This is a genomic window from Sphingobacterium spiritivorum (genome assembly GCF_016724845.1).
GTDB classification, from domain to species: Bacteria; Bacteroidota; Bacteroidia; order Sphingobacteriales; family Sphingobacteriaceae; genus Sphingobacterium; species Sphingobacterium spiritivorum_A.
Map to the genome: position 1 here is coordinate 1,276,923 of NZ_CP068082.1, position 25,710 is coordinate 1,302,632.

The 25,710-nt window shown below is 41.1% G+C and carries 29 protein-coding genes and 1 other RNA gene; 14 read left to right on the forward strand and 16 right to left on the reverse strand.

The features are described 5' to 3' along the window. The first annotated feature begins 6 nt into the window (after window positions 1-6). From I6J03_RS05320 to accD, 3 genes are all read left to right on the forward strand, one after another. A complete protein-coding gene (locus I6J03_RS05320; protein ID WP_002996905.1) occupies window positions 7-234 on the forward strand; it encodes a DUF6814 family protein in 228 nt (75 codons plus the stop codon). 169 nt (window positions 235-403) lie between these two features. Then, an RNA gene (ffs, locus tag I6J03_RS05325) (signal recognition particle sRNA small type) lies at window positions 404-501 on the forward strand. Between the two features lie 123 nt (window positions 502-624). After that, window positions 625-1,467, forward strand: coding sequence for an acetyl-CoA carboxylase, carboxyltransferase subunit beta (accD, locus tag I6J03_RS05330; RefSeq protein ID WP_003007976.1), 843 nt, complete (start codon window positions 625-627; stop codon window positions 1,465-1,467). Between the two features lie 18 nt (window positions 1,468-1,485). Here the strand turns inward: accD and I6J03_RS05335 are convergent, their stop codons facing one another. Then, window positions 1,486-1,836: a hypothetical protein gene (locus I6J03_RS05335; protein WP_003007978.1), complete on the reverse strand. Its 351-nt coding sequence runs from the start codon at window positions 1,834-1,836 to the stop codon at window positions 1,486-1,488. Window positions 1,837-2,055: 219 nt separating this feature from the next. Between I6J03_RS05335 and I6J03_RS05340 the strand changes: the two genes are divergently transcribed. Then, window positions 2,056-2,391 carry a MerR family transcriptional regulator gene (locus I6J03_RS05340; protein ID WP_002996913.1) on the forward strand — a complete coding sequence of 112 codons (336 nt, stop codon included), beginning with the start codon at window positions 2,056-2,058 and terminating at the stop codon, window positions 2,389-2,391. Between the two features lie 70 nt (window positions 2,392-2,461). Here the strand turns inward: I6J03_RS05340 and fbp are convergent, their stop codons facing one another. From fbp to I6J03_RS05355, 3 genes are all read right to left on the reverse strand, one after another. Continuing rightward, on the reverse strand, window positions 2,462-3,463 hold the full coding sequence (gene fbp, locus I6J03_RS05345; RefSeq protein WP_002996918.1) for a class 1 fructose-bisphosphatase: 1,002 nt from the start codon (window positions 3,461-3,463) through the stop codon (window positions 2,462-2,464). 80 nt (window positions 3,464-3,543) lie between these two features. Then, window positions 3,544-4,038 carry a metallophosphoesterase family protein gene (locus tag I6J03_RS05350; RefSeq protein WP_003007980.1) on the reverse strand — a complete coding sequence of 165 codons (495 nt, stop codon included), beginning with the start codon at window positions 4,036-4,038 and terminating at the stop codon, window positions 3,544-3,546. Window positions 4,039-4,042: 4 nt separating this feature from the next. Continuing rightward, complete coding sequence (locus I6J03_RS05355) at window positions 4,043-4,699, reverse strand: tRNA1(Val) (adenine(37)-N6)-methyltransferase (RefSeq protein WP_236586217.1); 657 nt, start codon at window positions 4,697-4,699, stop codon at window positions 4,043-4,045. A gap of 146 nt (window positions 4,700-4,845) precedes the next feature. Between I6J03_RS05355 and I6J03_RS05360 the strand changes: the two genes are divergently transcribed. After that, the gene (locus I6J03_RS05360) at window positions 4,846-5,988 is read left to right on the forward strand and encodes a hypothetical protein (protein WP_003007989.1); all 1,143 of its coding nucleotides are present in this window, start codon (window positions 4,846-4,848) and stop codon (window positions 5,986-5,988) included. Here I6J03_RS05360 and mutS read toward each other — a convergent pair. After that, window positions 5,985-8,594, reverse strand: coding sequence for a DNA mismatch repair protein MutS (gene mutS, locus I6J03_RS05365; protein WP_003007991.1), 2,610 nt, complete (start codon window positions 8,592-8,594; stop codon window positions 5,985-5,987). The genes I6J03_RS05360 and mutS overlap by 4 nt on opposite strands. 520 nt (window positions 8,595-9,114) lie before the next feature. Between mutS and mtgA the strand changes: the two genes are divergently transcribed. Beyond that, complete coding sequence (mtgA, locus tag I6J03_RS05370; RefSeq protein ID WP_003007995.1) at window positions 9,115-9,843, forward strand: monofunctional biosynthetic peptidoglycan transglycosylase; 729 nt, start codon at window positions 9,115-9,117, stop codon at window positions 9,841-9,843. A gap of 94 nt (window positions 9,844-9,937) precedes the next feature. On the opposite strand, the gene I6J03_RS05375 is transcribed toward mtgA, so the two are convergent. The 6 genes from I6J03_RS05375 to I6J03_RS05400 form a co-directional block, all read right to left on the reverse strand. Further along, window positions 9,938-11,326: an MBL fold metallo-hydrolase gene (locus tag I6J03_RS05375; RefSeq protein ID WP_201694205.1), complete on the reverse strand. Its 1,389-nt coding sequence runs from the start codon at window positions 11,324-11,326 to the stop codon at window positions 9,938-9,940. Between the two features lie 22 nt (window positions 11,327-11,348). Further along, a complete protein-coding gene (locus I6J03_RS05380; protein WP_201694207.1) occupies window positions 11,349-12,146 on the reverse strand; it encodes a sulfite exporter TauE/SafE family protein in 798 nt (265 codons plus the stop codon). Window positions 12,147-12,264: 118 nt separating this feature from the next. Then, complete coding sequence (locus I6J03_RS05385; RefSeq protein ID WP_003008007.1) at window positions 12,265-12,894, reverse strand: Crp/Fnr family transcriptional regulator; 630 nt, start codon at window positions 12,892-12,894, stop codon at window positions 12,265-12,267. 14 nt (window positions 12,895-12,908) lie between these two features. Continuing rightward, window positions 12,909-13,322, reverse strand: a complete 414-nt coding sequence (locus I6J03_RS05390) for a DUF6691 family protein (RefSeq protein ID WP_039990193.1) — start codon at window positions 13,320-13,322, stop codon at window positions 12,909-12,911. A gap of 13 nt (window positions 13,323-13,335) precedes the next feature. After that, the gene (locus I6J03_RS05395; RefSeq protein ID WP_003008011.1) at window positions 13,336-13,887 is read right to left on the reverse strand and encodes a YeeE/YedE family protein; all 552 of its coding nucleotides are present in this window, start codon (window positions 13,885-13,887) and stop codon (window positions 13,336-13,338) included. A gap of 84 nt (window positions 13,888-13,971) precedes the next feature. Then, window positions 13,972-14,379, reverse strand: a complete 408-nt coding sequence (locus I6J03_RS05400) for an RNA-binding S4 domain-containing protein (protein WP_003008014.1) — start codon at window positions 14,377-14,379, stop codon at window positions 13,972-13,974. 285 nt (window positions 14,380-14,664) lie between these two features. Here I6J03_RS05400 and I6J03_RS05405 point away from each other — a divergent pair, with 285 nt between their 5' ends. From I6J03_RS05405 to brnQ, 6 genes are all read left to right on the forward strand, one after another. Continuing rightward, on the forward strand, window positions 14,665-15,486 hold the full coding sequence (locus I6J03_RS05405; RefSeq protein ID WP_003008016.1) for a 2,3,4,5-tetrahydropyridine-2,6-dicarboxylate N-succinyltransferase: 822 nt from the start codon (window positions 14,665-14,667) through the stop codon (window positions 15,484-15,486). Between the two features lie 29 nt (window positions 15,487-15,515). Beyond that, a complete protein-coding gene (locus tag I6J03_RS05410) occupies window positions 15,516-16,091 on the forward strand; it encodes an L-threonylcarbamoyladenylate synthase (protein WP_003008019.1) in 576 nt (191 codons plus the stop codon). 157 nt (window positions 16,092-16,248) lie between these two features. After that, the gene (locus I6J03_RS05415) at window positions 16,249-16,728 is read left to right on the forward strand and encodes a DUF4920 domain-containing protein (RefSeq protein WP_003008022.1); all 480 of its coding nucleotides are present in this window, start codon (window positions 16,249-16,251) and stop codon (window positions 16,726-16,728) included. Window positions 16,729-16,784: 56 nt separating this feature from the next. Next, window positions 16,785-17,594: a hypothetical protein gene (locus I6J03_RS05420; RefSeq protein WP_003008026.1), complete on the forward strand. Its 810-nt coding sequence runs from the start codon at window positions 16,785-16,787 to the stop codon at window positions 17,592-17,594. Window positions 17,595-17,697: 103 nt separating this feature from the next. After that, window positions 17,698-18,540, forward strand: a complete 843-nt coding sequence (folP, locus tag I6J03_RS05425) for a dihydropteroate synthase (RefSeq protein WP_003008029.1) — start codon at window positions 17,698-17,700, stop codon at window positions 18,538-18,540. A gap of 56 nt (window positions 18,541-18,596) precedes the next feature. Beyond that, complete coding sequence (gene brnQ / locus I6J03_RS05430; RefSeq protein ID WP_039990093.1) at window positions 18,597-19,904, forward strand: branched-chain amino acid transport system II carrier protein; 1,308 nt, start codon at window positions 18,597-18,599, stop codon at window positions 19,902-19,904. 96 nt (window positions 19,905-20,000) lie between these two features. Here brnQ and metG read toward each other — a convergent pair whose 3' ends face one another. Further along, entirely contained in the window at window positions 20,001-22,070 is a 2,070-nt protein-coding gene (metG, locus tag I6J03_RS05435; protein WP_003008036.1) for a methionine--tRNA ligase, read from the reverse strand. Window positions 22,071-22,178: 108 nt separating this feature from the next. Between metG and I6J03_RS05440 the strand changes: the two genes are divergently transcribed. Further along, window positions 22,179-23,075, forward strand: a complete 897-nt coding sequence (locus tag I6J03_RS05440) for a S66 peptidase family protein (RefSeq protein ID WP_003008039.1) — start codon at window positions 22,179-22,181, stop codon at window positions 23,073-23,075. A gap of 3 nt (window positions 23,076-23,078) precedes the next feature. Further along, on the forward strand, window positions 23,079-23,486 hold the full coding sequence (locus tag I6J03_RS05445) for a DoxX family protein (RefSeq protein ID WP_003008042.1): 408 nt from the start codon (window positions 23,079-23,081) through the stop codon (window positions 23,484-23,486). 51 nt (window positions 23,487-23,537) lie between these two features. Here the strand turns inward: I6J03_RS05445 and I6J03_RS05450 are convergent, their stop codons facing one another. Genes I6J03_RS05450 through I6J03_RS05465 form a run of 4 tightly spaced genes read right to left on the reverse strand, consistent with a single transcriptional unit; the run spans window position 23,538 to window position 25,706 of the window. Further along, entirely contained in the window at window positions 23,538-23,990 is a 453-nt protein-coding gene (locus I6J03_RS05450; RefSeq protein ID WP_003008045.1) for a hypothetical protein, read from the reverse strand. A 51-nt stretch (window positions 23,991-24,041) separates the two neighbouring features. Next, complete coding sequence (locus I6J03_RS05455; protein WP_003008047.1) at window positions 24,042-24,587, reverse strand: DUF420 domain-containing protein; 546 nt, start codon at window positions 24,585-24,587, stop codon at window positions 24,042-24,044. Window position 24,588: 1 nt separating this feature from the next. Beyond that, window positions 24,589-25,317, reverse strand: coding sequence for an SCO family protein (locus I6J03_RS05460; RefSeq protein WP_003008050.1), 729 nt, complete (start codon window positions 25,315-25,317; stop codon window positions 24,589-24,591). 5 nt (window positions 25,318-25,322) lie between these two features. Further along, entirely contained in the window at window positions 25,323-25,706 is a 384-nt protein-coding gene (locus tag I6J03_RS05465) for a cytochrome C oxidase subunit IV family protein (protein WP_002996992.1), read from the reverse strand. Window positions 25,707-25,710: the final 4 nt, after the last annotated feature.

The following is a 25,710-nucleotide window of genomic DNA, read 5'->3' on the forward strand; positions in this document are numbered from 1 at the left end:
AACACTATGGAAACGGTAAAAAAACTTTTAGGAATTGTGTGGATAGCATTAGCACTTTTCACAGCTTATTTCTGCATTTTCGAACTGGCTATTCCAAAGATAGGCACCGGCCATCAGGAGGATCTGGTATTCGGCATTATTATACTGGCGGTTCTAACGCCTATTATTTCTGTAGGACTGGCTCTTTTCGGATATTTTGCATGGACCGGTGAATACCATACGGAGAAAATGTAAGCCGATCTGCTACAAATCATCATGAGCATATAGACAAAAAGTAACAAATATGCTCATGATAGCTATATGCATGTATTTAGCATCAAATATATTCTCATGAAAATCAGCATCATAGTAAAATATCAGGCATTTATTTTCTGTATTACCAATATTTTGCTACTTTTGCGGTGGGTAAGTCTTTTACGACCAGCTCCCATTGACTCCCCCAGGGTGGGAACACAGCAAGGGTATTTGGTTGAGCGGTGCGATAAAAGGAGCTTACCCATTTTTTGTGCCTTAATTTTTTTAAAATCCTGAGACATTTCCTGTACAGCATTCCTTTTAATTTTAGTACTTGTTGTAGGGATAAGATATTTTTTCGTTTATTTGTAGTCGAATAAGAACTTTTGTATGAGTTGGTTTAAAAGAGAGAAAGCAGGGATAAATACCGCAACTGAAAACAAAAAAGAAGCTCCAGACGGGCTTTGGAATAAATGTCCTTCGTGTAAAAAACCCCTGTTAAATATTGAACAAATTGAAAACAACTATGTATGTCAGTACTGTGGTTACCACATTCGTATTGGCTCTGCAGCATATTTTTCGATTCTGTTTGATGATAACAATTTCACCGAACTGTTCAGCGATTTAAGATCCGGAGACCCTATTCACTTTGTGGATACCAAGCCTTACGCTGAGCGTCTGGTAGAGGTGCAGGCCAAAACCGGCTTAAAGGATGCGCTACGCAGTGCACACGGTAAATTGAATGGTCAGGATCTGGTAGTCGCTTGTATGGATTTCACTTTTATCGGCGGTTCTATGGGCTCTGTTGTGGGTGAGAAAATCGCAAGATCTATCGATTACTGTCTGGAACATAAAATTCCTTTTATGCTGATCTCCAAATCGGGTGGTGCCCGTATGATGGAAGCAGCATTTTCGTTGATGCAGATGGCGAAAACTTCAGCAAAACTTGCTTTATTGAGTCAGGCTAAAATCCCGTATATCTGTTTATTGACGGATCCGACTACAGGTGGTGTGACAGCATCATATGCCATGCTGGGTGATATCAATATTGCTGAACCGGGAGCTTTGATCGGCTTTGCAGGACCGCGCGTTATCAAAGAAACAATCAAAAAAGATCTTCCTAAAGGTTTCCAGACTTCTGAGTTTTTACTGGAACATGGATTTTTAGATTTTATTGTAGATCGCCGGGAATTAAAACAGAAAATTTCAACTTTTCTAAAGTTGGTTAAATAGATATAAAAAAAGCACCTTTCAGGTGCTTTTTTTTGTGATATACTTCCGGAACTTCCAGAAAGGCCGGGTTTTCAGATAATCCGGCTTTTGTTCATTGGCATATGCCTCCCGCTCAAAAGAAATACGCAGATAGGCACGTCTAAAATTACGCTGCTGTATCCAGCGAACCGCAAATTCGATCAGATACCACAGATAAAAAAAGATAATCCCCAGCTCCAGCGCCTGCCTGAGATGGATACGTTCATGATTGAGTAGCACCTTATCTTCCAGAAAGATTGCTTTGCTCAGAAAAATAAAGGGGTACACCGTGACCGCATGGGCTTTCCCAAATGAAAATATACGAGTCCAGAATTTACTGACAATAAGCATAATATCTAATCTGACTTTAAAAGTATTCTCTCTTTAGCATCTCAATTTTGTTGGGCAGAGATCAATGATCTTGTCTTTTACCATATGCCCTCGTTCTGTATTAAATTTGTATGCTGTATGCAAGGATATATTTACAAATTATTTATATATACAATACAATAATTGCATATAAAAGCAAATTTATCTAAGTTTGTTTGAGCAAGACTAATTTAAATAAATATGCCTTACAAGGAGCGCGAAATAAATAAATTATACTACACGATGGGTGAGGTAACGGAGATGTTTAATGTCAATGCATCTCAGATCCGTTTTTACGAACGTGAATTTACGGTCTTGCAACCCAAAAAGAATAAAAAGGGCAACCGTCTCTTTACTCAGGAAGATATTGCGAATCTGAAAATAATCTTTAATCTGGTAAAAGAAAAAGGCTACACATTACAGGGTGCGCGTGATTATCTGCGTACAAATAAAAATGAAGCACGGGAAAATCAGCGCGTCATTGATTCCTTAGAAAAGTTAAAAGGCTTCTTACTGGAAGTAAGGGACAGTCTGTAAGGACTATCCCTGTACAAGTTGTTTATCGGAATAAACAAAATCTGTTCATGCAGGTGAATAATCCGATCTTTTAAGACCGGAGCATAAATTCCTCCACTTTCTCCACCATTTCAGGACTACCCATAAATGCCGGACATCGCTGATGCAGTTCGCTGGGTACGATATCCAGAATTCTTCCCTGACCTGTACTCGCCTTTCCTCCGGCTTGTTCTACAATAAAAGCGATCGGATTGCACTCGTACATCAACCTTAGTTTTCCGTCGGGATGACTCAGTGTAGTCGGGTACAGGAATATACCTCCCTTGAGCAGATTACGATGAATATCGGCTACCATGGATCCAATATAACGGGAAGTATAGGGTCTGCCTGTAGATGCATCTTCTACCTGACAATATTTGATATAATCTTTGACGCCCTGCGGAAATTTGATATAGTTACCTTCATTAATCGAATAGATAGATCCGCTTTTGGGAATTTTGATATTGGGATGTGAAAGACAGAACTCACCTATGGAAGGATCAAGTGTAAAACCGTTAACTCCTTTTCCGGTGGTATATACCAGCATGGTAGAAGAGCCGTAGATAATATATCCTGCAGCGACTTGCTCTGTTCCTTTTTGCAGAATGTCACTTAAGGTTGCCCGGTCATTGACGGATTTTCTTCTGTATATAGAAAAGATCGTTCCTACGGAGACATTCACATCGATATTGGAGGAACCGTCCAGCGGATCGATACAGACGATATATTTGGCATCTTTGGACACTGTCGAATCCAGGTAAATGGCTTCATCCTGTTCTTCCGAAGCAAAAACACAACATTCTCCTCCATGATTCAGGGCTTTCATAAATTGCTCATCCGCATAAACATCCAGTTTTTTCTGCCCCTCCCCCTGCACATTGGTCTGTCCTGCGTCACCGAGGATATCGGCCAGTCCGGCCTTGTTTACCTCCCGGTTGACTACTTTCGCCGCGATTCCAATATCTCGTAACAGTCGGGAAAGCTCCCCTTTTGCATAGGGGAAATCGGCCTGCTTTTCAATGATAAACTGACCTAAGGTTTTCATAATTGTCATTTGTTGTTTTGTTTGTTTATATGATTCAGGCCAAATGTAGGCAACCTAAAACAATCCTGCAACCCAATGACATCCAGAGATTAACGATTTGCGAGTTCTATAACTTCCAAATTTTCAATTTTATCCCCATTTATATCAAAACGCATCAATGTTCTGACTTTTTGCCAACCATGTTTACCGGCTGCACCAGGGTTGAGATGCAAACATTTTAATTTTTGATCAAACTGTACTTTTAAAATATGAGAGTGTCCACAGATAAATAATTGTGGAGGATTGGCTGTAATTTCAGCTTTCACAGCAGAAGAGTAACGTCCGGGATATCCTCCTATATGCGTTATCCATACATCCACTCCTTCACACATAAATCTTAGATTTTCCGGGTATTGTACTCTTATCTCCTTACCGTCTATATTCCCATATACACCGCGAAAAGGTTTGAATGCAGCTAACGCATCTGCGACCTGTAACGATCCGAAATCGCCGGCATGCCAGATCTCATCGCAATTCTCGAAATAGGTAAACACCGCCTCGTCCAGATAGCTGTGTGTATCTGATATCAATCCAATTTTTGTCATGTGTCTAAAAAGCTAAAAAATACGGTCGTAAAAGTTCTTTATATCTGTCCGAATATACTCCTTTGCTTTCATATATAATCAATAATTCCTCCTTCATCAGGTCTTTCTTATCTCCCTTACGCCATGTTATCATCTTCCTGAATACAGGACTGTCTTTATACGACTGCACAGCTATCACATGCTCTGCTATCAGTTCCTGAGCAGCGGCAATATCCTGCAGTTGACCGGCAAGCTCCGGCGGAAGAATCAGACGCAACAAACCCTCCTCCATCAGATGGCGCCCGGCAAAATCAAAGAGTCTTTCAAAGAAAGGAAGATCAGCATGTCTGGCTGTTTTTTTTCTGTTATCGGGGTTATGCAGCGAATCTGTATAAAAGGGAGGATTTGAGATAATCAGATCATATTTACTGACCGGATGCAGGTCTTCAAAGGAAACATGCTGTGCGTACATCCGTTCGGAAAAAGGGGAATTCAGAAAATTCTGCTTCGCCCGATCCGCAGCAAGCGCATCGATCTCAACAGCCTCAAGTGTGGCATTTTCGAATCGTTGTGCAAGCATCAGTGCAATCACCCCAGTGCCCGTCCCTATATCCAGTATATGTGCAGCCGGAATATCTGCCGTAGTAGCAGCCAGCAATACTCCATCTGTATTGATCTTCATGGGACAATCCGTTTGATCTACAGCAAATTGTTTAAACTGAAAAATAGAAGACATAGTACAAAGATACAATCCCCTGTAGCACCCACAAGCTTCGCATTACTTCATAAATCAAAAAAATCGTTACTTTCGTTTATTAGTTTATTATTATGCGCAACATATCCTTCTTTTTATTTACAGTCTTGCTGCTTGGAATCAGCGGAGTTAGCCGTGCACAGCAAACTGTATCTACCTCCGCCAGTTGTATCACGACTGCTCAATCCGCTCTGGATAAACTTGTTCCGGCTTTAGTCCAAAATGATTTTGATGCTATCCGGGATATTGTCAATGTGTGGGAAAAGGATTGCGGAAAGACCGAGTTTCTGGAACGCATCAGTATCCTCCAGCTTCTGATTTCTAAATCTCCTTATCAAACTGAACTGGATTATTACTACAATCAAAAATACGATCAGCAACTCATCAAAAGATGGAATAATGCGGATAAGAAAAACTACAAGGAAATTTACAGCAAACAACCTTCTCTGTTTGATTATGTACCCTTACGTCATCAGGCAGATTCCTTACTGAAACTGAAAGCCAAAGCCTTACTCTATTCGGATAGCTACCAGTTAGCTGATAAGGACCGGAAACTGATCGCTTTATTTGCTGATGATTTTAATGAAATTGCGGCTCAGCAAGCCGAAAGTAATCAGGCTAAAAGCAACAAAGGATCTTATTCAGACGATTATAAAGACAGAGTAGGTTATACGATCTATGCCGGTACTTACGGCCCGCTGGGTGGCACCAATACCACATTCGGATATAATCCGGTCTTCGGATTCACAGTAATGAGTTCGCTACGCAAAAACTTTATTTTCGAAGGAGGAATAAAGGTCAGAATTAACAGTTCGGACAGAGATTTTCAATACCTGCTCTATAACGAGACAATGGATGTAAACTCTGCGGCCAGCTTCTCTGTGGGTGGCAATGTAGGCTATAAAGCTCTGGACCGGGGCAAATTTATGCTGATTCCTAAATTGGGTATAGGATGGGAAGTGATCAGTACAGGCTTATCCGAAACGGTATATAATGACAATTATGTGGATGAATACGGAGATGGTTCCAGCACAAGATTTCATAATGTGAATACACTTCATCTAGGAGCCAGTCTGGCAGGTATGTACCGAGTATCCAGAAAAAATTACATCGGACTGGAGATCGGTTACCATTACACTCCTTATCAGTGGGACAGTAACCTGATCACAGACATCTACAATCACTATGGAAGTGTAGAATTATTCTTTCGGTTTTAGTTTTTCAGAAGACGTTGTATTTCATCCAGTTTCATCAGGGCTTCTACCGGAGTCAGGGTGTTGACATCCAGATTATTCAGCATGTCCCGGATTTTTTCCAGAATAGGATCATCTATAGCAAACATTTGTAGTTGATAGGCCTGTTTTTGTATTTTACGCATACTGTCCTTTATCTGCTCTCCTCCTGTACGTTCCTGTTCCAGACGCTTCAGGATCTCATTTGCTCTTCCCAGCAATTTCGGAGGCATTCCGGCCAGTTTGGCCACATGAATACCAAAGCTGTGTTCTGAACCTCCGGGCACCAGTTTACGTAAAAAGATAACTTTATTATTGACTTCCTTAACCGTGACATTGAAGTTTTTGACTCTGGGCATGGAAGTACTCAATTCATTGAGTTCGTGATAATGCGTCGCAAATAAGGTCTTTGCTCTTGCTGTCGGGTGATTATGTAAAAATTCAGCAATCGCCCATGCAATAGAAATACCATCATATGTACTCGTACCACGTCCGATCTCATCCAGCAGAATAAGACTTCTGTCCGACAGGTTATTCATGATACTGGCTGTTTCGTTCATTTCAACCATAAAGGTAGATTCACCTGAAGAAAGATTATCCGATGCCCCTACACGGGTAAATATCTTATCTACTAAACCGATATGCGCTGTTTTGGCAGGAACAAAACTTCCGATCTGTGCCATTAACACAATCAGTCCGGTCTGCCTTAGCAAAGCGGATTTACCGGCCATGTTGGGTCCTGTAATAATAATGATCTGCTGTGCATCATTATCCAGGAAAGTATCGTTGGTGATATAGTCCTGTCCGATTGGCAGGTTCTTTTCGATCACGGGATGTCGTCCGCCTTTTATGTCCAGAACTTTGCTCTCGCTGATCTCCGGTTTGACATAAAAATTCTTTTCCGCTATTACAGCAAAGTTCAACAGGACATCCAGTTTGGCCACGAGTTGAGCATTAAGCTGTACCGGTTTAATGTATTCGGCAATAGCAGATAAAAGTTCAGCATACAGTCTGTTTTCTATAACCTGAATTTTTTCTTCAGCACCGAGGATCTGCTCTTCGTACTCCTTCAGTTCTTCCGTGATATAGCGTTCTGCATTTACTAATGTCTGTTTACGGATCCAGCCTTCAGGTACTTTATCCTTATGGGTATTGGTCACCTCAAGGTAATACCCGAAAACATTATTGAACGCTATCTTTAAAGATGGAATTCCTGTCAGTTCAGCTTCACGTTTCTGAATTTCCAGCAGATAATCTTTACCGCCAAAGGCAATTTTACGCAGACGATCCAGTTCACTGTCAATGCCATCTGCCATGACATTTCCTTTATTAAGTGCAACAGGGGGCTCGGCCTGCATTTCTCTTTCTATTCTATCACGAATCAATGAACAGGTGTTAAGCTGTTCCGAGATAATTTTTAATGACTCTGTGTCTGCATTCCCTGTTAGGGTTTTCAACTTTTCGATCGCATACAACGATCGTTTCAATTGCATAATCTCTCTGGGATTGGCTTTGAGAAGTCCGATCTTACTGATCAGACGCTCGAGATCGCCTACCTGCCTGATTTCCTGCACCAGCTCATCCCGTAAAGATTTGTTTTGATGAAAATGCTCCACTACATTTAACCGTTCCTGTATAGAAACCCGATCTTTTAGCGGCATGACGATCCATCGTTTGAGCAAACGTGCACCCATCGGTGAAGCCGTATGATCCAGTACATCCGAAAGGGTGACTGCATTTTCATTCGCAGATCCTATCAATTCCAGATTACGGATCGTGAACCTGTCCAGCCACATATAGCGATCCTCTTCGATACGCGATATATTGGATATATGCTGCAGATTACGATGTTCCGTTTCATTCAGATAATGAAGTGCAACACCGGCCGCTATAATACCTACAGGCATGCGTTCTATTCCGAAGCCTTTCATCGAGTTGACCTCAAAGTGCTTGAGCAAGGTCTCTGTTGCATAATCTCCGGTATACGGCCACTCATCCAGTGTATAGGTGTAAAACTGGCTTCCGAAATGTTCTGTAAATTCTTTAAACTGTTTTTTTGCCAGTATGACCTCTGTAGGTTTGAATCCCTGCAAAAGTTTATCAATATAGCTGTTGCTGCCTTGCGCAACCAAAAATTCTCCGGTAGAAATATCCAGAAAAGCAACTCCTGTGGAATTCTTTTCAAAGAATACAGATGCCAGGTAATTATTGGATTTTTGCTGAACGATATTATCGCTGTAAGATACTCCCGGAGTTACCAGCTCTGTCACTCCGCGCTTGACAATAGTCTTGGTCGTCTTCGGGTCTTCCAACTGATCACAGATCGCCACCCGCTGACCAGCTCTTACCAATTTTGGCAGATACGTTTCCAAAGAATGATGCGGAAATCCCGCTAATGCTGTCTCGGACTCACTTCCACTCCCCCTCTTTGTCAATACAATCCCTAATATGCCTGCGGCTTTGATTGCATCTTCCCCAAACGTTTCATAAAAGTCTCCCACTCTGAATAACAATAATGCTCCCGGATATTTCACCTTTATAGCATTATACTGTTGCATCAATGGAGTTTCTTTTTTTGCTGCCTTTGCCAATTTAATATCGATTTTTGATAAGCTGTAAAAATAACAGAAATGTAGCAGATAGGCAACTCTGCAGAGAGAAACATACTATATTGTCAGGCATTAACTTTTTTGTATAAATCATGAATTATAATGCTGTCAATTGCGCTGGCAGACAAATGTACGGCGTTAACGATATAAGAATAATCCACGCTATAAATCTAATGACAGCTCTAATGACAGCAGATTGAAGCTACAAAAATTTCCAACCTGATAGGTTTTAGATTTCATCGGATATTCCTTTGATATTTTTTTTGCTTGTCGCCATCGGCAAATTTACTATAAATAACAATTTTATATTTTCAATTTTTTGCCGGTAAAAACACCTTTGAGTATCTGATTTCCTCAGCGAATCTTCTTAAATTCAACTGATAAGTTTCTGTATCTATCCATTGAATTTAAGAGACACTGTTTATTTTCTGAAAACTTTAAAATAAATTAACCAATACTGCGTAATAGCTATTATGTTTGCACGATAAATGAAATAAGCGCCATGGCGATCAAAAGAGGCAACAAAGTAAAACGAAAATCAAGCTCCAAAGACATTAAGAATCAAATCCTTAAGTGGACAGGACGTATAGTAGGAGGATTTTTTGCAATCACTATTTTCTGGGTGATCTGCCTGCGTTTTATAGATCCTCCGGTTACTTACCTGATGATCAAACGTGGTTTTGAGCGAAAGGGAATGGGCAAAGAGTGGAAGTTGGAGAAGGATTGGCTGGACTATGATGATATGTCCAATAATCTGAAACGTGCCGCCATTGCCGGTGAAGATGCTCACTTTATGGAGCACAATGGATTTGATGTACAAGCTATCCAGAAAGCAATGGAGAAAAATCAAAACGGTAAGAAACTCCGTGGAGGAAGTACAATCAGCCAGCAGGTGGCCAAAAATGTATTTCTATGGCCGGAACGTTCCTGGGTTAGAAAAGGTTTTGAAACCTATTTTACCTTTCTTATTGAATTGTTCTGGAGTAAAAAACGAATCCTCGAAGTATATCTCAATGTAATTGAAATGGGGCAAGGTGTATATGGAGCTGAGGCCGCAGCCCAGTATTACTTCAGCAAATCAGCCAAAAGTTTAACAAAAAAAGAAGCTGCTCTCATTATTGCTATTCTGCCTAGTCCTCAGAAATGGGATGCACGCAATCCTTCTACATATGTCAACGGTCGGGCAAACCGGATCGTAAGATACATGAGTCATTACAGTATTCCGGAATAAACATATTTATTATGCCGGCATCCGTGTGTTTAGCTACAGATTGCCGGCATAATTATTAAAAGAATTCTATTTTACAGTCAAAGCTGATTTAAAATTAAAATTCGAGCTCCTGTCCTTGCGAAAGCCATTCATTCATGCTTCCCAGATAGACTTCTACGTGCTCAATCCCGTTTTTCTTCAATAAAGAAGCAGCTATCGAAGCTCTGTCTCCGCCCTGACAATAAATAATTTTGGTATTTTGAGGATCAATAGCCGAAAGATTTTTTTCCAGATTGCCCCACATCAGCGAAATTGCTCTTTTAATATGTCCTCCCTGGTATTCGTTCATATTACGAACATCGATAAGCTGAATGTCAGGATTATTAATCCCAGACTTCACAGCTGCTATATCCACTACCTTTGTGCTCTCTACCTGCATACCCAAATCATCGATGTTGGTTATGTAGCCAATAACGTTATCCAGTCCTATACGCATAAGTTTGCGCGTTAACTCTTCTTTTTCATGTGCGGCCGCAATCAAAATAAATGGTCTGTCGTACGTCAGGATCCAGCCTGCCCAGGTAGCAAAAGATTTTTTATGCGGAATGTTTAAGGATTGGGGAATATGTCCTTTTACAAACAACTCCTTCGGACGTGTATCCACAATGGTGACACCATCCTGTTTATACTTTAAAAATTGCTCTTTGTTCAGCAAAGGAACCTCTGGAACATGCAGCAGCAATGGCCGGTCTACCTTATTCAGCTTTTTCATCATGGCAAAGTAAGCAGGTGGTTCGGGCTGTCCGTCCAGTAATTCAGTGACAAATGTATCTTCTTTCTGTTGCAATAAGGCCCAGTTGCGTATACGCTCATATCCTACTGTACTACTCGGAACAGATCCCAGCGCTTTTCCACAGGATGATCCTGCGCCATGTCCCGGCCATAGCTGTACAAAATCCGGTAGGGCAAGAAATTTTTGAATTGACCTGAACATTTCTTTTGCACCGGCTTCCTTTGTCCCGGCTATCCCGGCGGCCTTTTCCAGTAAATCCGGCCGTCCGACATCACCCACGAATACAAAATCGCCGGTGAATACCATGATCGGCTGATCAGAAGCAGGATGATCAGTCAGGACAAAACTTATACTCTCGGGCGTGTGTCCCGGAGTATGGATCACAGTCAATGTCAGATTACCTACGACCAGCTTATCCCCTTCTTTCAATCCCTCATGTGGAAATTCATACTGCCAGTCCTCGCCTCCTTCATCCGAAAGGTAAAGGGCCGCTCCCGTAAGTGCTGCAAGCTCCCGCGATCCGCTCAGAAAGTCTGCGTGAATATGGGTCTCGGTAATCTTAGTAATTTTCAGATTGTTACGTTGCGCAATTTCCAGATATGTATCTACATCTCTTTTGGGATCGATGACCAGTGCAACTCCTTTTGCCTGACAACCGATCATATAACTAGCCTGAGCTAAACTCTCATCATATATACGTTCAAAAAACATAACTTAATATTTTCTTTAATAACTAAATATCTAATATCTCTCTAACCAGAATCATAATTCCCATGATCAGCACAAACCAACCGAAGGAGGTCTTCAGGTTCGAACCGGATATTTTTCTGGATAATAATGTTCCGATCAGGATTCCTAAAATAGCGGCTATGGAAAACAAAAACAATAATCGCCAATCGACCTCATGGCCGTCGATCTCTACAAAACCAACAAAGCCGATCAGGGAATTGAATGCAATAATCATAAGGGAGGTTCCTATTGCCTTTTTCATCGGCATACCAGCAAAAAGGACAAGTGTAGGTATAATCAGAAATCCTCCGCCGGCTCCAACCATCCCGGTAATTACCCCTAGGAAAATTCCTTTCAGTATAATGCTTTTGTTATCGTAAGGCTGCTTTTCGGCTTCAGGCGTTTTTTCCTTTGAACGGATCATTGAAACAGATGCGAAAAGCATAATAACTGCAAAAAGCACCATTACAAACATGCCTTTTGTCAGCACGAAATCCCCGACTCTACCCATTTCCTGAGGAATGTGTGGCATTATATACCCTCTTGTAAACAAAACCATAATGATGGAAGGAATTCCAAACAGCAACACCATCTTATAATCCACCTGTTTGCTGATGGTCTGTGAAATACCTCCGGCAAGCGATGTCATCCCCACTATAAACAACGAATATGCAGTGGCCAGAATAGGATCGATATCCAGAATGTACACCAGAATGGGGACTGTAAGGATAGAACCTCCACTCCCGATCAAGCCCAAAGATATACCGATCAATACAGCCAGTAAGTAAGCAAGCAACTCCATATTTATGTATTCATATTATAATACTGTAAAAGTATCTTTTGATATTCGTTATAACGGTAACATTTGTTACAGCAATGCAAGTTTTGAATCAGAAGAATCAGTGCCCTGTAGTTGCTGACTACAGTAAGTCTATTGTACTTCGGTTGAGCCGGACTTTACCTTCATTCTCATACACTTTCAGGATGCGGGAGACGACAACACGTGAGGTATTCAGTGCATCTGCTATCTCCTGATGCGATTTATTAATGGAACGAGTGTTGTTTATCTTCGTAATTTCTTCCAGATAATGCAGAATCCGCACATCCATCTTATGAAAAGCGAGCTGATCTATTGCTCCTAACATTTCTTCCATGCGCCTGTTGTAACTGGTAAACACAAAATTGCGCCAGCTGCTATATTTCGCCAGCCATTCCTCCATCTTGCTGACGGGTATCATAGCCACTAATGCATCTGTCTCAGCTACAGCTTTGATTTCACTTTTCTTATCGCCCAGACAACAGGCTAATGTCATGGCACACGTATCTCCCTTTTCAAGAAAATAGAGTAACAATTCTCCTTCCCACGGATCTTCACGCATAATGCGTATAGCACCTTCGACCAGAAGCGGCATTACTTTGATATATTGTCCTGCATCGATAAGTATGTCAGCTTTCTTAAAGGAAAGAAAACGGGCTACTTCCTCAATTTCCGTTATCAGACGAGGCTCAAAAACAGTTCCGTAAGCGACTTGTAATGCTGCGGTATACATAAATAAGCACGTTATTAATGAGGAAGCTTATGACGGATCAGGCCATACAACCATGTTCCTGCAATAGCTCCAAGGATAACAATCAAAATGGGGAAAACTCCTGCTCCGACCAATACAAACATTGGCAATGGACAAGCTCCGGCCAATGCCCAGCCCAGTCCGAAAATAATCCCTCCGAAAAGGTAACGGCTGAAGGACTTTTCTTTTGGGGTAATATGTATCTGATGCCCGTCCATGTCTTTGATTTTACGACGTTTAATCCATTGAATGGCTCCTATTCCGATAATCAGTGCAGAACCTATAAAGCCATACATATGAAAAGACTGAAAATTAAACATTTCATATATTCTGAACCATGAAGCCGCTTCAGCTTTATACATGGTCAATCCTAAAATCAATCCGATAAGGATGAATACTAATTTTCTCATGCTGTCTGTTTTTTTAAAATAATACCGGAAAAATAACATGAACCATCAGCAAGCCGCCGATAAAGAATCCAACTACAGCAATCAGCGAAGGTAATTGTAAATCGCTCAAGCCAGAGATCGCATGTCCCGAAGTACAGCCTCCTGCATAGCGCGAACCAAAACCGACTAAAAGACCACCTGCGAGCAATAATCCCAATGCTTTCAAGTCAAAAGTATCATACAGCTCTGTCGGGGCATATCCCTTACCGGCACTCTGAAACCCGAGTTGATGAAGCTTAGTAATGGTATCGGGGTGAATAGCCGGAATCTGTGCCTCGTCTGATAAAATATGCGCGCCGACATAACCTCCTAACACAGCCCCGATTAATATCAGTAAGTTCCAGCGCTGTGCTTTCCAGTCAAACTTGAAAAAATCAGACGTCTTACCAGCTCCACATGCCGCACATATGGTTCTGAAATTAGAGGAAACACCAAAATTCTTACCTGCAAGCAGAAGTGCAATCATACAAAAAGCGACTAAGGGACCTCCTATATACCATGGCCAGGGTTCAAATATCCATTCCATATAATTTATTTTTATACAAAGATCAGCTTTTATATTTCCCCGTTTGGTGACTTATGTTACACAACTACACTAAACAGTACCCGATTAATCATCCAGCGATTCCCACCAGTCGTTTTGCAAATCTTCGATTTCTCTCCGATCCCGTTTAGTAGGTCTTCCTGCACCCCTGTCCCGTTGCAATACAGGTGCATGAAACACAGATTTGTAAGCATATGTTTCTTCCTCCGGTGTATGATCTTCGTAGAACTGTACCGCAGTCCTGGCATCAACCCGTCTTTCCAGCAAGCCCACTACTTTGATCACCCGTCTTTCTACCCCCTTTTGTACAGCATAGGTTTCCCCGATTTTGACCACATAAGAAGGTTTGATATTTTGTCCGTTCAACTTTACACGTCCTGCTTTACAGGCTTCCATTGCCAGACTCCTTGTCTTAAAAATGCGGATTGACCACAAGTATTTATCGATTCTGAGTTTATCCTTTTCTCCAGCCATATTTTTCTCAAAGTAAAAATTTAAAAGTATAAATGCAAAAAAATTATCTGCAGCAATGATTTACAATATCCCAAACTCTCTGTGCTTTATTAATATCTGCAAATACAAAGCATATTTTTTCAGAAACTGCTATTGCACGGAGTACAAATATCCATAAAACAAGATTAATTCTTCTTTAATTATTTGCCAATCTGGTATATCTATAACGAGCTAATATCTATTTATCTGCTAATAATATCAACAAAATTTTCCATCTTTGTTAGTCAAATTATCACAATTAATTTCATGGAATTAGAAAACTTGCAAAAACTGATTGAGGACGCTTGGGAAGACAGGCAGTTGTTAGAATATAAAGAATATGCTGAAGCTATCCGCACGATTATTCTTAAACTGGATAATGGTGAAATTCGTGTAGCAGAACCAATCGGCACAAGATGGCATGTCAATGAATGGATCAAAAAAGCGGTGATCCTTTATTTCCCTATCCGGGAGATGGTAGAAACAGAAGCCGGACCTTTTGTTTATTATGATAAGATGAAGTTGAAAACCAACTACAAGCACTTAGGTGTACGCGTAGTTCCCGGTGCTTCTGCCCGCTTAGGTGCTTACCTTGCAAAAGGTGTGATCCTTATGCCTTCTTATGTCAATATAGGTGCTTATGTAGGCGAAGGTACAATGGTCGATACATGGGCTACGGTAGGTTCATGTGCACAGATTGGTAAAAATGTACACCTGAGTGGTGGTGTAGGTATCGGTGGTGTACTGGAACCTGTACAGGCTTCTCCGGTAATTATTGAGGACAATGTATTTGTCGGATCAAGAGTAATCGTAGTAGAAGGCGTACGTGTAGAATCTGAAGCGGTCCTGGGTGCAAACGTAGTATTAACAGCTTCGACAAAAATAATTGATGTAACCGGTCCTGAGCCAATCGAATATAAAGGTCATGTACCCGCACGTTCGGTCGTGATCCCCGGATCTTATACCAAAAAATTCCCTGCCGGAGAATATCAGGTACCATGTGCGCTGATTATCGGAAAACGTAAGGAATCTACAGATAAGAAAACTTCACTGAATGACGCTTTACGCGATCATAATGTAGCTGTATAATCAGCTCAACAGAAGTATATTTTATTAAAATGACTCCAATAGACAGAGAAGATATCAATAAAGCCCTCGAAACATTGAAAAATGGAGGGCTTATTCTATACCCTACCGATACCATCTGGGGTATCGGATGTGATGCGACTAATCCGGAAGCAGTAGACCGCGTTATTCAGTTAAAAGGGCGTTCAAAAGAAAAAAGCATGATTGTGCTGCTGCACAATGAGAATCAGCTGGCAGGGTATGTCAATGATATTCCGGAAGTAGCTTATCAACTGATCGAATACACAGAACATCCGCTGACCATCGTATATTCCAATGCAAAAAATCTGGCTGCTAATGCCATTGCGGAAGATGGTTCTATCGGTATCCGCATTGTCAATCATCCATTCTGTACGCAACTATTACAACGCTTTCGTAAACCGATCATTTCGACATCTGCTAATATCAGCGGAGAACCTTCAGCAAAAACATTCGGAGATATTGACCAAAAAATAAAAGACGGCGTAGATTACACTGTTCAGTTTGGGCAAAAAGACATAGGAGCAGGAAAAGCCTCAACTATTATGAAGCTTGACCCTAGCGGTAAATTTGAATTTATCAGGAAATAGTCTGCTTATGGCGAGCTTAACTAGCTGATTTCAAAATATCTATATTCGGTAGTTATAGAAATTGATTCCGCATATGCTGCATTCTTCATTAGAAGATTGCTTATCTTTATCATAGGGATTTAGTTTCATTTTTCATTAAACAGTAAATATCATCTACATGAAAAAAATCACATTAATGTTGTTGTTAGTCCTTGTAGGGATGGGCTACGGATCTGCACAACAATCCGACATACCATCAGCAAAATCAGGAGTTCAATATGGAAAAAAGATTGATCAGCATCAGGCTATCTCAGTGAGTAAACTGGAAAAATCTTTTGGAAAAGACAGCACTTACACCGGTAAAGTTGAAGGAGTTGTCGTAGAAGTTTGTAAAAAGAAAGGTTGTTTTATGACGCTGAAGCGGGAAGGAAGTAAAGAACCTGTCATGGTACGCTTTACAGACTACACCTATTTTATGCCACAGGATATTGTTGGTAAAACAGTGGTGGTTGAAGGTAAAGCTAAATTAAATAAAACTTCTGTTGCCTGGCTAAAGCATTATGCTGAAGATATGGGTAAAAGTAAAGAAGAAATTGCTAAAATCACAAAACCAAAAGAATCGATCACGATTGTTGCCGATGGTGTAATCGTAAAATAAACTTCAAAAGCTGATTCAGAATCGTGTTGCATCAGCTTTTTTTATTCTCATCCTTTATGAAAATAACGGCACTTATTCTCCTCACGTTGCTATCTGTCATCGGATGTGCAAACCAACAGAAAAAACAGGAACCTGTTTATGCGGAAACATTACCTTCTGTGGTCGATACTACGGGAACGGTCAAGTTCAGTTCGGACAGTTTGCAGATATCGGAAATAGACTCTGTAGCCTTTACCTACTTAAAAACTTCCGGTCCGAAACAACATGACAGCCTGTTCTATATAAAAGACTTCGGAAAAGTAAAGAAGATGCTGAAAGGTCGGGTAGTCTTTTCGGGGTATAATGAGAATGCAGTTCTGGATTCTACTATTGACGGAGAACTTGTGAGCAGTATCCGGTTCAAAAACGGTAAACTTCATTATTATAAAACCTATGATTCGGTGGACCGGATAGAGCGGGTGACAGATGTAGCATTTGTTGCGTACTATCCATCAGAAGATATTCTATTCTGTGAAGGCGGACATTCTTCGGATTACAGCTTTAACCTCACTACGGGTGAACAAGGTGGTGAAGTGGGAAATCCGGGCTATATACGATATAACCCTTCTAAAAACAGCAGACTAAACGGTTATTTCCCCGGACAGGAATGTGATGAATATTTTATTCAGAAAAAAACGGGTACAGGTTTCAAAAGTATATTTAACCTGAGGGATGCTTTTTCATTTCTAGAAAAAGAAAACCTGTATTTTTGCTTTATGACAGATGTTTTCTGGTATGACGATCACACCCTTTACTTCAAACATGTGTACTTCCCTAATACAGCACCTGTCTCTAAATTTTACCGTATCCATATCCGGAAGATATAACTTATCCTAAGCTAGTATTACAAAATTTACAGAAATCGTCAGGATATAAATTATATCCCTTACCCTACACAGCATATAAGAATCATTGGTAAATTTGTCTACTATGAATATGATGCACAGCACCCCAGCTCAATCTGTTAATGCAAAAGGAAGACTGATCACTTTTGACTATCCTAGAATAATGGGAATCCTCAATGTAACTCCGGATTCTTTCTTTGACGGCGGACAACATCAGCATCTTGACGCGGCACTCAAAAAAGCAGAACAACTGCTGGAGGAGGGCGCAGACATATTAGATATCGGTGCATATTCTTCACGCCCCGGAGCAGCTCTTATCTCCGTACAGGAGGAGCTGGACCGTGCCATTCCTGTGATCGAAAAGATGGCCGGCATCTTTCCTCATGCAATCCTTTCGATCGACACGTTTCGTGCTGAAGTTGCGGAACAAAGCATTAAAGCCGGTGCACATATTATCAATGATGTATCCGGCGGAACACTGGATGATCAGATGTTTGAGACTGTAGCCAATTTACAGGTGCCTTATATCCTGATGCATATGCGCGGTGTACCTGAAAACATGCAGGAAATGACTACGTACGATGATATTATTACAGATATAGCGACTTTTTTAGGAAGCAGAGTTTCTGTATTACGCAGTTTAGGAGTGAAGGATATTATCCTGGATCCCGGCTTCGGCTTTGCCAAAAGCCTGCAACAGAACTACGAATTACTCCATCGCATAGACGAATTACATTACTTAGGTCTCCCTATTCTGGGTGGACTCTCCCGTAAATCCATGATCTATAAGAAACTGCATCTGACTCCGGAAAATGCTTTAAATGGTACCACAGCATTAAATACTCTACTATTAAGCAAAGGAGTACAACTTCTTCGTGTGCATGATGTAAAAGAAGCCCGCCAGATTGTAGATCTTTTATTTCAGTAGGAAGTTTATATATTTGCGGTTCAGTCTTTTAGTAAATACCGTAAACTATCCTCATTTTGAGAAAAATAAGTGACATCACCACCCTGGGCTTTGCCTTATTTGCTATGTTCTTCGGAGCGGGCAACTTACTTCTTCCGCCTCTTATTGGTCTTGGTGCAGGACAGTACTGGGGACTGGCTATTTCAGGATTTGGCCTGACCGGTATTTTGCTTCCCTTTTTGGGCGTACTTTCTGTTGTCAATTCGGGAGAAACATTTGAAGATCTCGCGGGCAGGGTTCATAGAACCGTTGCATTGGTACTTGGTGCAGTCATTATGCTGGGAATAGGACCGCTTATTGCTATTCCGCGTACAGCAGCAACAACCTATGAGGTAGGACTATTACCGACATTTCCATCTTTATCTCCAATCTGGGGATCGGTATTATTTTTTGTGATTACGTTTGTACTTTCCATACGGCCTTCGAAAGTGGTAGATGTAATCGGCAATTTTCTTACGCCCGTACTCCTTGTCTTGTTACTTACGCTGATTACCATCGGTATATTATACCCTATTTCGGATCCGCTCAATGGCACAGGCACTTCTGTAGCCGCATTTACATCCGGATTTACGGAAGGATATCAGACTCTGGATGTACTGGCTTCTGTCATCTTTGCCGGAATCATTATTACAGCAGCCCGAATGAAAGGTTATACCTCTTTAAAAGAAAAAAATCAAATCGTCATCAGTGCGGGGTTGATGGCAGCCATATTTTTATTGTTGATCTATGGCGGACTGGTCATATTGGGCGCAACCTCCGGCTACAGTACAGGAAATGATATCAAACGGGCCGAACTTCTACTGTTTATCTCCAACAAAATTCTGGGAGGATATGGAACTATTGCGATCTCTCTGAGTATTGCCTTAGCCTGTCTGACAACAGCAATAGCACTGACTTGTGCAGTAGGAACATTTTTCAGCACTTTATTTAAGAATAAGATCAGTTATGAGGTCATCGTCACGATATGCTGCCTCCTGTCCGGTATACTTTCCATCACAGGAGTAGAATACATTATAGAAGTGGCTTATCCGTTTCTTGCCTTTATCTATCCCATTGTGATTACCCTGGTATTATATGTCATTATTTTCGGCAAAAAGATTATTTCCAAACTACCTTACATCGGGGCTGTAGCTGGCACGACACTGGTATCTACAGTATATCTGTTAGCTGGACTCGGAATTCATCTGGCCGGAGCGGAACGACTTGTACACGCCATTCCATTGGCTGAATATGAGCTGTGGTGGGTATTGCCTTCTTTTATCTTCTTTATGCTGTTTTGGATTATTGACAGATATAAAACGAAAACTATAAAAGATACTGTATAAGAAAAAAAGCCTGTCTCATTTTTACTGAAACAGGCTTCTCTTTATATTAATCCAGACATAATCAAAATGCTCAGGTCGTCAGTATATTGAATCTGATTATCGGACTGAACTTCCGGGTTTTATCGTTGTGGAAGGTTGTACAAAATCCAGACGACCATCTGCATCCTCAGCCATCAGTATCATTCCCTGTGAAGTGATTCCCTTAATTTCGCGGGGTTCCAGATTCACCAGAATAGAAACCTGTCGGCCAACGATATCTTCAGGAGCATAAAACTCCGCAATACCAGATACGACAGTACGCTGATCTATACCTGTATCGATGGTCAGTTTAAGCAGTTTTTTCGTTTTCGCTACTTTCTCTGCAGTAAGGATTGTTCCGATACGGATATCCATTTTCATAAACTCATCAAAGGTTACATTCTCCTTAGCCGGTACTGCCGGAGTAGCTACCTTTGCATTATTGACTTTTGCTGCAGCCAGTTTTTCCAATTGAAAATCAATCTGCTCGTCGGTGATTTTATCAAACAACAACTGTACTTCTCCGAGTTCATGACCATCTTTCAACAGATCTTCCTGACCTGCTCCCTTCCAGTCCTGCTGAGGAAGATTTAGCATTTCAAATAGTTTTGTTGCTGTCTTAGGCAAGAACGGTTGTGCCAGAATCGCCAGGTTTGCGGCTATCTGAAGAGATACATTCAGGACAGTTTTTACTCTTTCCTCATCGGTCTTGATCACTTTCCAGGGCTCGGCATCTGCCAGGTATTTATTCCCCAGACGTGCCACATTCATAAACTGAGCCAGAGCTTCACGGAACCGGTACTGATTGATACTCTGTGTGATCTGCTCCGGATATTTTTTCAGTTCAGCAAATACCTGCTGATCTTCTTCCTGCAAATCTGAACCGGATAAAATCTTACCATCAAAATACTTATGAGAAAGCACCATGACCCGATTGATAAAGTTACCCAATATAGCAACCAGTTCATTATTGATGCGTGCCTGAAAATCTTTCCAGGTAAATTCGCTGTCCGAAGTCTCCGGAAGAATAGAAGTCAGTACATAACGTAATTCATCCTGTTTGCCCGGGAATTCTTCCAGATATTCATGTAACCATACAGCATGATTTCTGGATGTAGAAAGCTTATCCCCTTCCAGATTAAGGAATTCATTTGCCGGGATATTTTCCGGTAAAATATAATCTCCATGCGCATGCAGAATAGCCGGGAAGATGATACAATGGAATACAATATTATCTTTACCAATGAAATGGATCAGACAGGAGTTATCTTCCGGATCAGGCTGTTCTTTCCAATAGTCTTCCCAGTTTTTACCGTTGTCCAGCGCCCACTGTTTAGTAGCTGATATATATCCTATCGGCGCATCCAGCCATACGTACAGTTTTTTACCTTCCGCCTCTTCCAACGGGACATCTACTCCCCAATCCAGATCACGTGTCATTGAACGGGGTTGCAGACCTGACTTCAGCCAGGACAGACATTGTCCATAAACATTGGATTTAAGCTCATCCTTTTTCCCTTCGATAAGCCATTTTTCAAGCCAGGGCTGATATTTGTCCAGAGGAAGATACCAGTGTTTAGTTTCCTTTAAAACCGGAGTCTTGCCGCTTAATGTAGAGATCGGATTGATAAGATCTGTAGGGCTTAGTGAAGTTCCGCATTTCTCACACTGATCCCCATACGCTCCTTCAGAATGGCAATTAGGACACGTACCCACAATATAGCGGTCTGCCAGAAACTGGTGAAATTCCTCATCATAATATTGCTCGGAAAATCTTTCTATAAATTCACCTTTGTGGTATAGATTCAGAAAAAACTCCTGAGACAGCTGATGGTGAATAGGCTCTGATGTACGGTGATAAATATCAAATGAAATACCGAACTCTTCAAAACTTTCTTTGATCTGCTGATTGTACTTATCAATAATTTCACGGGGTGTGATACCTTCTTTCTTCGCTTTAATCGTAATAGCTGCACCATGCTCGTCGGATCCGCATACATAGACTACATCTTTCTGATTAAGACGTAAGTAACGAACAAAAATATCTCCCGGAATATAAGCACCGGCCAGGTGGCCGATATGTAGAGGCCCATTCGCATACGGCAAAGCCGAGGTAATGGTATAGCGTTTTTTATCTGTAATACTCAATGTTATATTATAAATTAGCTGTAATCAAATATAAAAAAACAGGAAAAATCTTGTTTCTTTGACAAAGATAACTCAATTTGCGGTATTAAAATATAGATATACGTGAAAATGCCTGAATTTCTTAATGCCGGTGATAAAGTCGCAATTGTGGCTCCGGCAAGTTTTATCCGGGGGAATATAGACGAAGCCGTTGCAACCCTGCAAGGCTGGGGACTGGAAGTACAATCGGGTAAGTCCGTGTCCAGTTCATACCATCAGTTTGCCGGAGATGATGACCTGAGAGCTGCTGATCTGCAGGAAGCCCTGAATGATCCGGAGATCAAAGCAGTATTCGCGGCACGTGGCGGTTACGGAACGGTGCGTATTATTGACAAGATCGATTTTACGGCATTTGCTAAACATCCGAAATGGGTAATCGGTTTCAGTGATATTACCGTTTTACACAGTCATATACAACAGTCGTTCGGAATACCAACAATCCATGGTCAGATGCCAAAGTCATTTGTTGATGGTACATCAGCATCCCTGGAGACACTTCGGGCAGCTTTATTCGGTCAGAATACAGACTTCAAATATAAACAGCAAACATTCCCCAACCGTCCCGGAAAAGGGGAAGGAATACTTACGGGGGGTAATCTTGCCATCCTGATCAGTGTATTAGGCTCTGTATCTGATGTAGACTATGATGACAAGATTTTATTTATTGAAGATGTAGGAGAAGCGTACTACAGTATAGACCGTATGCTGTGGGCATTGAAGAGAGCCGGAAAACTGGATAAACTGGCCGGATTAATCATCGGCGGATTTACCTCATTGAAGGATAGCGCCCCTCCATTTGGCCAGACGGTGGAAGAGATTGTGATGGATAAGGTTAGAGAATTTGATTATCCTGTAGCATTCAGTTATCCGGCAGGGCATATTGACGATAACCATGCGCTGATATTTGGCAGAAAAGTCGTGTTGGAGACGAAAAAAACAGAAACTAAACTAACATATATAGATTAACACATGGCGATATTATCATCATTATCAAAACAAAAAGATCTGGGATTATTAATACTGCGTATAGGCGTCGGAGCATTTATGATTTCACACGGACTTCCGAAGCTAATGGGCGGCCCTGATATGTGGACAGGAGTAGGTCAGGCAATGGGCAATATGGGTATCAAATTCTTTCCTGCTTTCTGGGGATTTATGGCTGCTGTGACAGAAGCTGTAGGCGGACTATTCTTTTTGATCGGACTATGGTACAGACCCGTATGTTTACTCTTAGCTTTCACCATGGTGGTAGCCGGAGTACATCACCTGAGTGCCGGAGACGGGTGGGGTACAGCCTCACATGCATTTGAACTGCTGTTCGTCTTTATCGGATTACTTTTTGTAGGTCCGGGAGCGTATAGTGTAGATAAAAAATAAAAATCAAAGGCCGTTGATATCAACGGCCTTTGATTTTACAATTTGGTATGCTTAGCTGAATACACGGGCATGCCAGCTATCCTTAAATGGCACTTCCCACTTATTCCGTAATTCTTCTTCATTACTGATCATGTTATTAAATACAATGGTAGACGAATTGATCTGTCCTGATGTAACCAGCTGTTCAAATTCCTGACGGCCGACCACAACTATATCTTCTGCTGTACGATACGCTAACTGAAAGCGATCGAAAAGATCGACATCCAGTTCTTGTTGTAAGCCTTTGAGAAAATGTACAGAACTGTCTATTGAACATCCCGAAGCAGCAACTTTATCTTCATCTACTTTCAAAATGATAAACAGACCGTGACGTATCTCTACGTCTGCAGCCAACGATTTGCCATGTGTATTCCATACTGAAATAAACGCGGCCAGTTTATCTGCTGCTAATGCTTGTTCGCCGGCTGTCAGCTTACGACTTGCCTGATATACCCATACTCTCATATTGCCTGTCTCTTAAAATTCTGAAAACTGTCTGCTCGCACAGACTTATTTCTAATGTGTATAATAAGGAGATATCATTAAATATACAATTACACCTGTCACAGCTACATACAACCACATCGGATATGTGATACGTGCCAGTTTCTTATGTCTTTCGTATGATCCTGCAATCCCTCTTACAAAGGTAACGAGTACAAAGGGAATAATGATAATGGACAGGAGTATATGTGAGATCAGGATGACAAAATAGATATAACGCATCGCTCCTTCTCCCCCATACGGAGTAGAGTCTGAAGTCATGTGATACGCTACATACATCGCCAGAAAGGCTACTGAACAGGCAATACACAGTTTGATTAACCGCTCGTGCAAGGCCTTATTTCCCCTTTTGATCGCAGCTACTGCCCATACCAGTAATATAGCTGTCAAACCATTGATTGCAGCGTAGATCGGAGGCAGAAAAGATAAAGGCTGTACATCATAGCCTAACTTTCTCAGATTAACACCAAATAATATTGCTACTACTACAGGAATAGTGACCGATAAGATCACAATCCATTTATTATATTTCTTTTCTTCTAATGTTTGCTGTCCCATATTAATCTTTCTTTTGAACCTTCATCGGTGTATTACGGTATTCTTCCACTAACTGCAGTTTGACTTCATCTTCCAGACGTTCCAGTTCGGTATTCAGATTCAGATCATAGAAGCCTCTGATCCTGCGGTGAGAATCCAGTAAGAGATAAGAACTACCTATAATAATTTTGGAAGAATCCTGCGGATCTTTCATGGCATCCAACAGGAGTTGCTCTCTTGCAAACTGCAGAATGTCAACCGAAGGATTGGTCAGAAAGAACCATCTTTTTTCGTCTGGACGATATCCTTTTGTATATGCCTGCAATACTTCAGGAGTATCACTTGCAGGATCTGCTGAAATAGAATAAAATCTGACCTTATGATTTCGCTTCAGATTGGTAGCCACCTTATTTAGCCTGTTGATCATCGTTCTGGAAAAAGATTTGTCTTTTGTATAGAAAAGATGAACTACGGATACGGTAGTATCGTTATCAATAAAACTGATCTGCTTTCCATACATATCGGTGAACTGGATGACAGGAACCTGATGATATAGGGTATCTTTTATTTCTCTTCCCATCTTGCGGCTTACTGTTCCGGCAAGCTGTTTTTCACCATAGATCGGAAGCTTTACGTATTCATTGGATGCCCCCATTCGGTTAACCAATATATACAAAAATCCTGGCACAAGTAAAACCATGGCCAGGATTATTAAAGTTGAAATACCCTTCTTACGAGAAGTATTTTGCATGAATATTATTTATTTGGCCACAATGGGTACTCGTGGAAATGGTGTAATAAGTATCCGCCTTCTGTCAGCATTAATATAATGAAGTAGACGATGAATATAAATACAACACCACAACATACGATGAAACTTGATTTTTCAAATTTCAAGTGCATGAAGTAAGCCACAATGTAGTAAGCTTTTACCAATGTCAATACGATATAGATTGTATTAACCAATGCACCCTTAGCAAGTATCTGCCAGTGGTGAACAAATCCCAAAGCGATTAAAAACTCTAAACAGGTAAGTGCTAAAAGGACAAAGAATATTCTCCAGATTCCTTTTTTATCCATACCCTCGTGATCATGGCCATGACCTTCGTGTGCTGCTGTATTATCGTGATGATTTGACATAATC